Below are 12791 nucleotides of genomic sequence, written 5' to 3'. Positions count from 1 at the left end.
AGCGTCGTCCAATACGGTTGCGGACGGCGAAAGGGACCCGCCATGGATCTGAAGAAGAAGGCGGCGCTTTTCGCGGCGGCAGGCGCGGCTGCGGGAATTCTCGTCGCACCGGCGGCACACGCCGACATCTGCGACCCGTCGGCCACCGTCTGTCAGGGCAGTGAGGTCGGCGGCGAAACGTCGGTGCCGGCCGCTTCGCCGTCGGTCATCGCGGACAACGAGGAGTTCCCGTTCGGCGACGATGAGTGGTACCTCTACCCCGGCGGCGTCATCAACCGTGGAGGCGGCGGAGGCGGCGGGCACCGTTAGGTCGAGTGCTGCTCTCCCTTGGCATGTCTGGCCGGGAGCCGGCAACTTTCCTTGACCGTCAACGAAAGTTGACGACTCCAGATCGAACGTGTCGACGGAGAGCCGACGCGCTGGTCGAGCTCACGGTGCATCGCCGGTGCTCGATACCTTCTCGGCCAGGGCGGCGAGTTTGTCGTCCAGAATCAGTGCCGCGGCGTGCAGCGGTGGGTTGTCGTCGACAACCATCAGCGACGACGGCTTGACGTAGGTCAGGGCGCTCCGGTTGTCGTCGACTTCCGTCAGCAGGACCTCGACGGGAGCGAACAGCCCGGCCGTCAGGTCGTGTCTGATCATGGTGATTGCGATGAGCGGATTGCCGAGGATGACGCGCAAGGCCTTCCGGTCTACTCCCGCAGTGCTGAGCCACGAGGTGTGGTCGATCAGGTGCATCAACATGAAATCGCTGGGTCCGGCCTGGCGCTGGACGTCCGCTTCGAATGCGTTCCAGTCGCGATCTGCCAATGCTCGGAGGCCGGTTATCTGCGCGGGCTCCGCACCGATATCGGCGAGCAGATCGTCACGCAGTTCATCGAACGTCTTGTCACTGTCGAACCGCATCCGAACTCCGCTGAACGGAATCGCCTGAGCCTCACTCGTCGTCATGATCGACCTTCGCGACGTCGGTGCGATGGACCTGCGGCCGGGGCGTGTGGTCGATGTTCAAGCTGAGCAGTTCGGGGCGGCTGTAGTGTGCTTTGACGATGGTCATCTGGCGGGGTCCTATCGCTGGTGCCGCCGGGGGTGGCGGCCTGACACCTACTCTGCGCCGGGTCGAGGCCGGATGGGGAGGCCGAGATGATCCTGGTATTCGCGGGGACACGATGCAGGTCACTTTCGCAGGTTGATCGCCGAGGCCGAGCTCGTGTGTCAAATGTGTTGTGAGCTAGGCGCATAAGCTCATCGTCGGCGGGCGGCTGGCTTCTCGCCCGGCTGCTTTCGAGGGCCGAAATTTGTCGGTGCCCTCTGCGAGCAGTCCTGCTATGTGATGCCGTAACAATCGGAGGGCGGATACGCAGTTCTGCGGATGTTTGTCCCATCTGGTCCGGTCACGCTGATTACCATGAGCGACATCGTTCGACGGGTAGATGTACCGCCGTTGACCTGGAGTGATGTGGGCATGAGCGAGCTGCTGCCGGCAGGGACCGTGACACTGCTGCTGGCAGACGTCGAGGGTTCGACGCGACTGTGGGAGACCCAGCCCGAGGAGATGACCGCCGCGCTGGCGCGGCTGGATCAAGTGGTATCCACCGCGATCGCCGCACACAACGGGGTGCGGCCGCTGGAGCAGGGCGAGGGCGACAGCTTCGTGGCAGCGTTCGCCCGAGCGAGCGATGCCGTCAAGTGTGCGCTCGATCTGCAGCGAGCCCGGCTGGCGCCAATCCGGATGCGGATCGGCATCCATACCGGGGAGGTGCAACTGCGCGACGAAAACAACTACGCGGGGCCGGCCGTCAATCGAACTGCCCGACTTCGTGATCTGGCACACGGCGGGCAGACGGTGCTGTCCGGCGCGGCGGAGGACATGGTTGTCGATCTGCTGCCCGATGGCGCATGGCTGACCGATCTGGGTACGCATCAACTACGTGATCTTCTGCGGCCCGAACGGGTGGTGCAGTTGTGTCATCCAGATCTCCGCAACGAGTTTCCGCCGCTGCGCACAGTGAATAATATTGGCACACAAGGCCTTCCGGTGGAGTTTACGACGTTCGTCGGCCGGCGAGAGCAGCTCATCGAAGTGTGTCAGCTGGTGGTGAACAACCGGCTGGTGACGTTGACCGGTACGGGCGGCGTGGGTAAGACCCGGATGGCTGTTCAGGTGGCCACCCGCGTCGCCGACGATCTGGGCGGGCTGTGGTGCGTCGACCTGGCCCCGATCACCGAGCCCGATCTTGCGGCCTCGTCGGTCGCACGGGCGGTGGGCCTGCTGGACCAACCGGGCCGCACACCGGCCGATTCCGTGGTGCGATTTCTCTCCCGCCGTCGAGGGGTGCTGGTCCTCGACAACTGCGAACATCTCCTGAACGCCACGGCGGCACTGGTTGTCGACATCACGCGGACCTGCACTGCGATAAAAGTTTTGACCACCAGCCGCGAACCACTCGGGGTCGCCGGTGAAGTGACGTGGCGCGTGCCGTCGCTGTCGTTGACCGACGAGTCGGTGCAGCTGTTCGCTGACCGGGCGCGGGCCGTGCGGCCGGATTTCCTTGTCACCGAACGGAATTCCACCGTTGTTGGCGAGATCTGCACACGCCTGGATGGTCTGCCGCTGGCGATCGAACTCGCCGCGGCGCGGGTTCGGGCCCTGGCACCGGAAGAGATCCTGGACGGCTTGCACGACCGGTTCCGGCTGTTGACCGGCGGAGCACACACGGCGGTCCGACGCCAGCAGACGTTGCTGGCGTCGGTGGAGTGGTCCCATGCGATGTTGACTGAGCCCGAACAGATCCTGCTCCGTCGGCTGGCCGTGTTCGTGGGCGGATTCGACCTGGACGCCGCGCGATCCGTCTGTGCCGACGCCGGTGTCGAGAGTTATCAGGTCTTGGACGAACTCACTTTGCTCGTCGACAAATCACTGGTGATCGCCGAGAACACGGGCAGCCGCACGCGGTACCGCCTGCTGGAGACGGTCCGTCAGTACGCGCTCGAAAAGCTGGGCGGCTCAGGTGAATCCGATGAGGTGCGTAATCGGCATCGTGACCACTACTCGGGTCTCGCATCGCAATTGGATGCGTCGACCGGTGCCGGCTACGACCAGCGGCTGCATGATGTGGAGATCGAGTTCGACAACCTGCGGGCCGCATTCGCCTGGAGTCGGGAAAGTCAGGCCATCGACACGGCTCTGATTCTCGTGTCGGAAATGCAGCCGTTTTGGTTGGGGCGCGGCCGTGTTGGTGAGGGGCTGGCTTGGTTCGATGCGATTCTCCGCGACGGTGCCGCTGACCACGGCGCGGTGACGCCGTCGGTACGGGCCTTGGCATACGCGTCCTGTGCTTTCTTGAAAGCGTGGCTTGGTGGTGTAGGCCTCATTGATTCGATCGAGTTGGCGACGAAGTCGCTGGACCTCGCCCAGCAGGTGGGGGACCGTGCGCTGATGGTGCGGGCACTCATCGCCTGCGGTTGCGCTAGCGGCTATCACCCGGGGGCCACCCGGCAGTATCTTGCCGAGGCACTCGAGTTGGCACACGAACTTGGCGACGAATGGCGGGTCGGGCAGATTCTCGCGTGGCGTGCCCTTGGCGCATTTCTGACCAGCAACCCGCTTGTGGTGCGAGCTGCTGCGATCGAAGCACGGCAGGTCGCCGAAACCGTCGGCGACCACGTCTCAGTCCGCCAGTGTCGATTGTGGCTGGCCTGGGCGCAGGTATGGCAGGGCGACCTGGCCACGGCTATCGACGGCCTGCGCGAACTGATCGCTGACGCTGACGCGGCGGGTGATCTCTTCACGAAAGCGATGGGGCTGGAGACCCTATGCCAGGCGTTGGTGTATCACGGCGACCTGGACGACGCGATGGTGGCAGCGCGCGAGGCGGTCGACGTCAGTGAGCCGATCGGTGGTGTCACGGAAGGTTGGAGCCATATCGTGGTGGCCTACGCGGCTCTGGCTGCAGGCGACGTCGCGACCGCCGCCGAATCAAGTCGGTTCGGCTGGCCGCTGACCACGTGGAGCCGGGAAGTCGTGGCGATCCAGCTGGCGCTGATGGCCCAGATCGCGCTGGCGAGTGGCGATACTGAATCGGCCCGTCGGTATGCCGACGACGGGGTCGCTGACGCCATTGCCTGGAGTCGTATGACTGCGTTGGCGGCACGTGCCCGAATTGCCATGGCGGAAGGCGATTTCCAGCAGGCCGAGCAGGATGCGCACGCTGCGCTGGCCTGTGGGGTCGAGTGCGAGGCCTGGTTGTTGATGACCGATGTGCTTGAGTGCCTGGCTTCGTCGGCGGCGGTTGCTGAGAGTTACCCGGAAGCTGCGCGGCTGTTCGGCGCAGCCGACGCCGTCAGGCAACGCACCGGTGAGACTCGGTACCGGATCTATCAGGATGGCTATGACGCGTCCGTTGCTGAACTTCGTGCGATCATGGGCGACGATTTCGACGTCGCATGGGATGAGGGCGCGGCGCTGTCTCTGGAGCAGGCGATCGCCTATGCCCAGCGCGGCCGCGGCGAGCGTAAGCGGCCTTCGAGCGGCTGGGCATCATTGACGCCAGCTGAGCTCGAGGTGGTGAAGCTGGCGGTCGCCGGACTGCCCAGCAAGGACATCGCCGCCCGGCTGTTCGTCTCGCCTCGGACGGTGCAGACGCACCTGACCCACATCTACGGGAAGCTCGGTGTTGCGTCGCGGGTGCAACTCGCGCAGGAGGCGGCCCGGCACGCGTGATCCGTTCGACGGCACGAGCGGCTGATCGTGGCATCTGCAGTCACACCGGCAACTTCAGCACAGGTCTCCCTGGATCACTCTCGCCGGGACCTGTCAGGTTTCCCTGACAGTCAAGGAAACCTGACGCCTCCAGATCGAATGTGTCGAGGGAGAGCCGACACGCCGACGGCGTTCATGGCACGTCGCGGGCGAAACGGTGGTCAGCGCCACTTTGGTCACTCGCACACCAACTTTGGCTCCCGATTGGCGTTTATTAACGAAATCGAACTATTTTTCTGAGGTGATTTCTTCGGCTGTTGGCGTCGTCGCCCGCTGGACCGCTCCCCTCCTGGCTGTAGCCGCCGTCGCGAGCGCCGGCCTGCCCCTCGATCCGGCGCCGCGTGCCGACGCACCGGCGATCCGCCTGGCTTCGGACGACAACCCGCTGGCCGGCCGGCCCTTCTACGCCGACCCGATCTCCAAGGCCAAGCTCGCCGCGGACCATGCCGACCCGCCCAGTGCCGAACTCACTGCCATCGCCAACACGCCGCAGGCCTACTGGCTGGATCAGGCGTTCCCGGCCTCGACCGTAGGCGGCACCGTCGCCGGGCTGGCCGGCGCCGCCAATGCAGCGGGTGCCACTCCCGTGCTGGTGCTGTACGCCATTCCGCATCGCGACTGCGGCAGCTACGCCGCCGGTGGCTTCGGGTCGGCGGACAGCTACCGGGCGTGGATCGACAGCGTTGCGGCCGGCCTGGGTGGTTCACCGGCGGCGATCATCGTCGAGCCTGACGCGCTGGCCATGGCCGACTGCCTGTCCGCCGGCCAGCGGCAGGAGCGCTTCGACCTGATCCGCTACGCCGTCGACACCCTGACTCGCGATCCCGCGGCGGCGGTGTACATCGACGGCGGGCACTCGCGGTGGGTGAGCGCCGAAACCATGGCCTCCCGTCTCAACGAGGTCGGCGTCGCCAAGGCACGCGGATTCAGTCTCAACACGACCAACTACTTCACCACCGGTGAGGAAATCGGATACGGCGAGGCGATCTCCGGGCTCACCAACGGCTCGCACTACGTCATCGACACGTCGCGCAATGGAGCCGGACCGGCCGAGGGTGACCCGATGTACTGGTGCAACCCCGACGGCCGCGCCCTCGGTGTCGCGCCCACCACCGATACCGCCGGCGCGCACGCCGACGCGTACCTCTGGGTGAAGCGCGTCGGCGAGTCTGACGGGTCGTGCGGCCGCGGCGAGCCCGGTGCGGGCACGTTCGTGAAATCGTTCGCCATCGACCTGGCTCGTAACGCGGCGCACTGATTCCGCGCGCCGCGACCCGGGTTTCGGCGTGAAGGACGATACGTTGCCGTCATGCATGGGTGTGGCCCTGACTGTGCCGACGGCGTCGATGCGATATCCCGGCGGACGGCGCTGGTCGCCTCCGTCTCCGCATTGCTCGGCAGTGCCGCGCTGGCGACATCGGCGAGCAGTTCAGCCGAGCCGCGCGGTGACGCGCTGCCGCAGAACGCTCTGATCACCCTCGGCGTGCAGGCGGGTCCGCCGCCGGTGCCGAACCGGACCGGTATCTCGTCGGCGCTCAAGATCGGCAACGACGTCTACCAAATCGACTGCGGCCTGGGCTCTTTGAATGCTTTCACCAATGCCGGCCTGAAGTTCGACCAGCTGCGCAGTCTCTTCATCACGCACCTGCACACCGACCACATCGTCGATTACTACAGCTTCTTCCTCTCCGGCGGCTACACCGCGTCACGGGGAAAGGGTGCAGTGACGGTGTACGGGCCAGGCCCCGCCGGCGGGCTCCCGCCGAGCGAGGTCGGCAATCCCAACCCGCCGACCGTCGAACCCGCCAACCCGACGCCAGGGATCGCGGCCATGACGGAAGCGCTGCACCGGGCCTTCGCCTACACCAGCAACATCTTCATCCGGGACATGGGCACCGACGACATCCAGAGTCTGGTCAGTGTGAACGAAGTCGTTGCGCCACCCGGCTCGGACTACCAGAACCGGTCACCGCGCACCGACCCCTTCCCGGTCATGACGGACGACAACGTGCGCGTCACGGCGACCCTGGTGAGCCACTACGACGTGTACCCGGCTTTCGCATTCCGCTTCGATCTGCTCAAATCCGGTGTGTCGGTGACCTTCTCGGGTGACACGACCAAATCGGACAATCTGATCGCTCTCGCGCACGGCACCGACATCCTGGTGCACGAGGCCCAGTTCAGCCTCGCCGACGGTGGCAACAACAGCCGGTTCCCGCCGGGGTATCTGGTCCGCTCGCACACCTCTGCCGAGCAGGTCGGTGAGGTAGCGGCGGCGGCAAATGCCAAGCATGTTGTGTTGAGCCACTATTCGCCCACCGATCTGCCCGACTCGAAGTGGCGGGACGCGATCGGCAGCCGCTATCAGGGCAAGATCACCGTCGCGCGCGACGGTCAGGTCTTCGCCCTCTGACCTATCCTCGGCGTATGCATCTGATCGCGCTGGAAGAGCACTACGCGTGGAACCCGGCGAGCGACGGCAATGTGGTCGCGACATGGTTGGAGTCCAACAACCGCACCGGCTTCGACCGACTCTACGACCGCGGGCCGCTGCGGCTGGAGCAGATGGATGCCGCCGGCATCGACTTCCAGATCCTGTCCCTCTTCGACCCAGGCGTGCAGGAGTACGACGACGCGGTGCTTGCCGTCGACTACGCACGTCGCGCCAACGACGATCTCGCCGAGACCGTGCGGCAGTACCCCGACCGGTTCGGCGGCTTCGCCACCCTCGCGACGCAGGACCCCGATGCCGCTGCCGCTGAATTACGCAGGGCTGTCGCCGATCTCGGACTGGTGGGAGCCCTCATCAACGGCCACACCCATGGCCGCTACCTGGACGACCCCGCCTACGAGCCGCTGTTCGCCACAGCCGAGACGCTCGGTGTCCCGATCTACCTGCACCCGACCACTCCGCACCCGGCAGTGATGGAAGCCTGGTTCGCGCCATATGTCGATCAGGGGCTGCACCTGGCATCGTGGGGCTTCGCCGTCGAGGCCGGCACCCACGCACTGCGGCTGATCTACTCGGGCCTGTTCGACCGTCATCCCAACCTGCAGATGATCCTCGGCCATCTCGGAGAGATGTTGCCGTTCACAGTTTTTCGCACTGATCGGTACTACGGGCTGGGCGGCTCGGGCGACTCGCATGGCCGATTGCAGAAGCTGCCGTCGGAGTACCTGCGGGACAACTTCTACTTCACCACCAGTGGCAACTTCTCCCCGCCGGCCATGGCCTGCACGCTGGAGGTCATGGGCGCCGACCGGGTCATGTTCTCGGTGGACTACCCGATGGACGACAACGTCGACGGCGCCGACTTCCTGGCGTCGTATCCGATGGATGACGCGGACCGGCGCAAGGTCGGCTACGAAAATGCGGTGCGGCTCTTCGGCAGTCGGATACCGGGGTTCGAGGAGGGGATCAGTCCCGCGGCCGCGCCATCCAACTGAGGTTGAGTGCCTTGCCCACCTGGTTGAGTTGATTGAGGGCCTCCTCGATGCGGCGCCGCGGCACCTCGACGCGCCATTCTGGCATTCACCCGGTCAGCTCAAGGGTCTCCGGACTGAAGTTGACGGAGGTGGGCGCGAGTTCGCGGGGCAGCTTCGGCAGCTGAATTCGATAGGCGGGCAAGCGGTTCGGCAGATGCCACCGGGCTTTGCGCACCGCGACCATCCGCGGCTTCACGAGCAATGTCGAGCCGTCGATGGTCGCGTCGACCTCGAGATGGCCGATGTCCGGCCGTTTAGCCCAACGGATTTGCGCGACACCACCGGCGTCGATGTTGCCGAGCAACTTCGGCGCGGCCCGCCCCGGCAGCGACGAAGCCTTGTCGATCATGTTGTCGAGCGCCTTGGCGGACATCTCGATGGTCAGATCCAACGGCGCAGCGACGAGCACCGGGGTGTTGCTCGGCTTGATGTGCACGTTGTGCAGGACCGCGGTGGCCTTGTCGAATTGCCAACCGTTCCAGACGATGTCGGACGCCGAGATGGAGACCTCGCCCAGCTGCCCGACCGACAGGCTACGCATGTCGAGGTCGGCATCGATCGCGGTGACCGTCAGCGTCATCTCGCCGGACTTGAGCTTGACGGTGATCCGGCGGCCGACAACCTGCTTGCGCAACGTGTCGAACAAGCTCTGGTACGCGCCGGCCGGACCGGAGGTCAGCGCGTTGCCCGCAGCCGATGTCCAGAACGACGACAAGGCGTCCAGCGTTTTGAACGCATCCATCGGCTTGAACGAGTCCCAGCTCGGGAACGAGTCCCAAGACGGAAACGGTCCGGAGTTCGCCATATCTAAATGATCGTCACTCCGTCAACCGCCACGCAGCGCGATGCCGCTGACTGGGATACCGGGTTACGCGGTGCCGAGAGACTCGCGGAACCTGCGGCCCAGTACACCGCGCGAAGCGCGGGTCCACGTGAAGCCGACATGTCCGGCGCTGACCCAGTCCACGTGCTCGGCGTGCCACGAATTGGCAAGGGCCTCAGACTGTTCGACCGGAATCAGCCGGTCCGCCTTGGCGATGAACAAGGTCCGGTCCCGTGGTGCGACGACCGTCGGCAGCGCCAACGGGGACACGACCTGGAAGACGGTCCGGGCGTCGTCCGACGCGATGACGTCGCGGTATTCCTCGGGTGGACCGTGGTGGGTCAGCAGCGCCAGCGGATCGGCGAACGGCAGCGCCGCGGCCACCGCGTCGAACCGTTCCAGACCGGCCAGCACGGTGGACAGGTAGCCACCGAGCGAGACGCCGTAGAGACCCACCGGGGCATCGGTCGTGCTGCGGATCCAGCTCACCAGCCGGCGGACGTCCCACACGGCTTGCGTGATGCCATGCAGCATCGAGGTGAGATCCAGTGACAGCAGCTGTCCGTCAGCGGACTCGCGCCGGGGGCCATGCAGCGGCGAAATGGGAAGTGCGACATTGTATCCGAGCTTGTGATGCAAGTAGTTGGCCCAGAGCACGTTCAGGTCGAAGCGCGACGAGCCCATCCCGAAGCCGTGCAGGATGACGACCCACGGGGCGGGGGAGTCGGGGCGGCGCAGCAGCCGGACGGTGACGGTGTCGTTGCGGTCATTACCGGGCCACCGGCCCGCGCCCAGCTCGAACGACCGCGCGTCGAACTCCGACGCGAAGGACATCGACTCGTGGCGGAGCGGTCCGTTGTGGGTGCTCCAGTGCAGGACGTCGGCGTCGTTCAACTTCGGCGGAGTGCGGTGGTACTTGGACGGTTTGGAGATCCAGCCGCGCCGCTTGAACAGGGCCGCGGCCTTGTCCAGGTCGGCGGCGAGCCGCTCAGGTGCGGCCTCTGCGGGCAGCTTCGGCTGGCGCAGACGCATGACAGCGAGCACCGCTTCGTCAATCGCGATGTGCGGGGCCACGGCCATGCGCTCGCTGACGTCCATGCATTCCGGACGGCTCACCATGGGTGGCTCTGGCAACTCATCGTTCCTCAGTGGGGCAGACACCATTGTCTCCTTGCTTGAAGTCGTCCCGTCCGCGGGTGCGTGCCGATGGCCATCGGCACGCACCCGCGTTCAGCTCAAACATGCTGAGCTGACGGACGATTGGCTCGTCGCCTGTTCAGTTATTGACCCATCACGTACTTGACGGTGGGGCCGGTGGTCCAGCCGCCGTCGACGGCGATCTCGGCGCCGGTGACGTACGAGGCGGCGCGGGACAGCAGGTAAGTCACGGCACCGGCGATCTCGTCTGCCTCGCCGACGCGCCCCATCGGGGTGTTGGGGTAGTTGCCCTCGCCCTGCTGGATGCCGGCCTGCGCCGTCATCGGCGTGTAGGTCATGCCGGGGTGCACGGAGTTGACCCGGATGCGGTCGGTGCCCAGTTCGACGGCCGCGATCTTGCTCAGGCCGCGCACCGCCCACTTCGAGGCACCGTAGCCGGCGGTCAGGGCCAGGCCCATCAGGCCGGCGGCCGACGAGATGTTGACGATGGAACCGCCGCCGGCGGCACGCATCGGCGCGATGACGGCCTGGATGCCGTTGAAGACGCCGACCAGGTTGACGTCGAGCACGGTGCGGAAGTGATCCAGCGGCTCGTGCTCGATGAACTGGCCGGTGGAGATCCCGGCGTTGTTCACCAGACCGGTGATCTTGCCGAACTCGGCGACGGTCAGCGCGACGGCCGCGTCCCACTGCGCGCGATCGGTGACGTCGAGGTGTGCGTACCGCGCTGCATCCCCGAGCTCGTCGGCCAGCTGCTTGCCCTCGTCGTCGAGGACGTCAGCGATGACGACCTTGCCGCCACCGGCCACGATGTGGCGCGCCATCGACGCGCCGAGCCCGCGTGAGCCACCGGTGACGATCGCCACCACGTCCGACAAGCTATCCGAATCTGCCATCTCAGCAACTTCCTTTCGACGTCCTCTGGGCATGGACCGCTGTGGCGGTCCGCCCGCGTGTGAAGGCAATCACATCTAGTCGGCGCTGACGGCGGAACTCCCACCCGGTGGGACTGCGGACTCCGGGGCCGGCTCCACCCAGCCGGCAGCGGCAAGGAGCGTGTCGAGCTCCGCCCGGGCGCCATCGAGGATCTCCCACGGGTCTTCGACCAGGTCAGGGTCGGCCTGGATACCGACATCCACGTTGCCGCCGTAGCTGAACACCGTGACGTTGATACCCATACCGACGGTCAGCGGGCCGACCGGCACGATGTGCTCGATCTTGGCGCCGGCCATGTACAGCTGGATCGGCGGGCCGGGGACGTTCGAGACGATGAGGTTGCTCGCCAGCGGTAGCTTGTCCTCCAGCTTGGCGGCGCGGAAGCCCTTGAACACCAGGTTCAGCAGCACCGGCGGCGCGAAGTCGGTCAGGCCGATGGACTGGCCGGCCTGCAGGTCCTCGGCCAGCGCCTTCGCGCTGTTCATGCCGTTGTGGATGGCCGACAGCCGCTCGACCGGATTCTCCACATCGGTGCACATGGACGCGATCATGGTGTGCACGTGGTTGCCGGGGGTCTCGTCGCCCGCGTTGCGGGTGGACATCGGCACGGTGGCCAGGACCGGGGCCTCCGGCAGCGCGTCGCGCTTGGTCAGGTAGGTGCGCAGCGCGCCGGCCACGACGCTCAGGATCACGTCGTTCAGCTTGACGCCGAGCGCGTTCTTGACGTGCTTGACCTCTGCCATCGGCAGCGACGTGTAGGCGAAGCTGCGGTGCGAGCTGAGTGCGCCGTTGAAGCTGGTCTTCGGGGCGCTCATCGGGCGCGGCGGCGGATCGTCGCGACGGAGGTGGCTGATGGTGGTCACGGCGTTGCGGACCGTCTGGCCCAGGTACTGCACGACCTTCGGCGGCGTGCTCGCGGCGCTGAGAGCGCCCTTGGCGAACAGCTCGAGGCTCGAATGACGGTTCTGCTCATCCTCGTTCGGCAGATCGACGATCGGTTTCGTGGCATCGGGAGTCACGTCGCACAGCACAGATGACAGGCCGGCGCCGGACACACCGTCGACGATGGAGTGGTGGGTCTTGGCGATGTAGGCGACACGGCCGCCTTCGAGACCCTCGACGAACCAGCTCTCCCACAGCGGCTGGTTGCGGTTGAGCTGACGGGCCAGGATCTCACCGACGACGTCGGCGAGTTCTTTCGCGCCACCGGGAGCGGGCAGCGCCGCCCGGTGAATGTGGTAATCGAGCTTGAACGCCGGATCGTCGACCCACACCGGCCGGTCCAGTCCCAGCGGGACCTCTTGGATGCGGCGGCGGAACGACGGCAGGTAGGGCAGGCGGCGATCCAGGTGATCCCGCAGGTGTTCGAAGTCGAATCCCGGTGCGTCGCTGGGGTCCAGAATCATCAACCCCAGCGTGTGCTGAGGCCATTCGGTGCCCTCCATGGACAAGAACATGGCATCCATGCCGGACAAGCGCTTCACCGCGGTACTCCCCTCGTTGACCACCGAATTGTGGCGGCAATAACGTATCCACGGTTACGCGTTTTACAGGCTCTTCATGATTGAGGGTGTAGAACGGTCAGCTGCTGTCGGCCTGTGATTGGGGTGTCTGGTTGGCTGGGTG

General features: G+C 65.9%; 10 protein-coding genes. 5 read left to right on the top strand and 5 right to left on the bottom strand.

Features of this window, described 5'->3' with window-relative positions; translation table 11 throughout:
• The first annotated feature begins 42 nt into the window (after window positions 1-42).
• Entirely contained in the window at window positions 43-309 is a 267-nt protein-coding gene (locus ACJH7A_RS07645; RefSeq protein WP_406801705.1) for a hypothetical protein, read from the top strand.
• Between the two features lie 120 nt (window positions 310-429).
• Here the strand turns inward: ACJH7A_RS07645 and ACJH7A_RS07640 are convergent, their stop codons facing one another.
• Window positions 430-951, bottom strand: a complete 522-nt coding sequence (locus ACJH7A_RS07640; protein WP_073693793.1) for a DUF302 domain-containing protein — start codon at window positions 949-951, stop codon at window positions 430-432.
• A 514-nt stretch (window positions 952-1465) separates the two neighbouring features.
• Between ACJH7A_RS07640 and ACJH7A_RS07635 the strand changes: the two genes are divergently transcribed.
• The 4 genes from ACJH7A_RS07635 (at window position 1466) to ACJH7A_RS07620 (ending at window position 8209) form a co-directional block, all read left to right on the top strand.
• Window positions 1466-4723, top strand: coding sequence for a LuxR C-terminal-related transcriptional regulator (locus ACJH7A_RS07635; RefSeq protein WP_406801763.1), 3258 nt, complete (start codon window positions 1466-1468; stop codon window positions 4721-4723).
• 280 nt (window positions 4724-5003) lie between these two features.
• Window positions 5004-6020 (top strand): glycoside hydrolase family 6 protein, encoded by a 1017-nt coding sequence (locus ACJH7A_RS07630; protein WP_142239373.1) that lies wholly within the window; start codon window positions 5004-5006, stop codon window positions 6018-6020.
• Window positions 6021-6071: 51 nt separating this feature from the next.
• Window positions 6072-7175: an MBL fold metallo-hydrolase gene (locus ACJH7A_RS07625; protein ID WP_073693795.1), complete on the top strand. Its 1104-nt coding sequence runs from the start codon at window positions 6072-6074 to the stop codon at window positions 7173-7175.
• Between the two features lie 14 nt (window positions 7176-7189).
• Entirely contained in the window at window positions 7190-8209 is a 1020-nt protein-coding gene (locus ACJH7A_RS07620) for an amidohydrolase family protein (protein ID WP_073693796.1), read from the top strand.
• Between the two features lie 85 nt (window positions 8210-8294).
• Here ACJH7A_RS07620 and ACJH7A_RS07615 read toward each other — a convergent pair whose 3' ends face one another.
• The 4 genes from ACJH7A_RS07615 to ACJH7A_RS07600 all read right to left on the bottom strand — a co-directional run bounded on the left by ACJH7A_RS07615 (window position 8295) and on the right by ACJH7A_RS07600 (window position 12649).
• Window positions 8295-9053, bottom strand: a complete 759-nt coding sequence (locus ACJH7A_RS07615; protein ID WP_406801704.1) for a hypothetical protein — start codon at window positions 9051-9053, stop codon at window positions 8295-8297.
• A 63-nt stretch (window positions 9054-9116) separates the two neighbouring features.
• Entirely contained in the window at window positions 9117-10232 is a 1116-nt protein-coding gene (locus ACJH7A_RS07610) for an alpha/beta hydrolase (protein WP_406801703.1), read from the bottom strand.
• Between the two features lie 119 nt (window positions 10233-10351).
• Window positions 10352-11125, bottom strand: coding sequence for a glucose 1-dehydrogenase (locus tag ACJH7A_RS07605; RefSeq protein ID WP_406801702.1), 774 nt, complete (start codon window positions 11123-11125; stop codon window positions 10352-10354).
• A gap of 75 nt (window positions 11126-11200) precedes the next feature.
• On the bottom strand, window positions 11201-12649 hold the full coding sequence (locus tag ACJH7A_RS07600) for a wax ester/triacylglycerol synthase family O-acyltransferase (RefSeq protein ID WP_174557611.1): 1449 nt from the start codon (window positions 12647-12649) through the stop codon (window positions 11201-11203).
• Window positions 12650-12791 lie beyond the last annotated feature (142 nt).

Origin of the sequence: Mycobacterium sp. SMC-17 (assembly GCF_045310915.1) — a bacterium.
Classification (GTDB): domain Bacteria; phylum Actinomycetota; class Actinomycetes; order Mycobacteriales; family Mycobacteriaceae; genus Mycobacterium.
Note: the sequence above shows the minus strand (reverse complement) of the source record. Positions and strands in the feature narration are given on the sequence as shown.

What these genes read in the sequence shown, in the direction of transcription:
- ACJH7A_RS07620 (WP_073693796.1), top strand. Translation starts at nt 7,190, where the DNA reads ATGCATCTGATCGCGCTGGAAGAGCACTACGCGTGGAACCCGGCGAGC.
- ACJH7A_RS07605 (WP_406801702.1), bottom strand. Translation starts at nt 11,125, where the DNA reads ATGGCAGATTCGGATAGCTTGTCGGACGTGGTGGCGATCGTCACCGGT.
- ACJH7A_RS07615 (WP_406801704.1), bottom strand. Translation starts at nt 9,053, where the DNA reads ATGGCGAACTCCGGACCGTTTCCGTCTTGGGACTCGTTCCCGAGCTGG.
- ACJH7A_RS07625 (WP_073693795.1), top strand. Translation starts at nt 6,072, where the DNA reads ATGCATGGGTGTGGCCCTGACTGTGCCGACGGCGTCGATGCGATATCC.
- ACJH7A_RS07645 (WP_406801705.1), top strand. Translation starts at nt 43, where the DNA reads ATGGATCTGAAGAAGAAGGCGGCGCTTTTCGCGGCGGCAGGCGCGGCT.
- ACJH7A_RS07640 (WP_073693793.1), bottom strand. Translation starts at nt 951, where the DNA reads ATGACGACGAGTGAGGCTCAGGCGATTCCGTTCAGCGGAGTTCGGATG.
- ACJH7A_RS07635 (WP_406801763.1), top strand. Translation starts at nt 1,466, where the DNA reads ATGAGCGAGCTGCTGCCGGCAGGGACCGTGACACTGCTGCTGGCAGAC.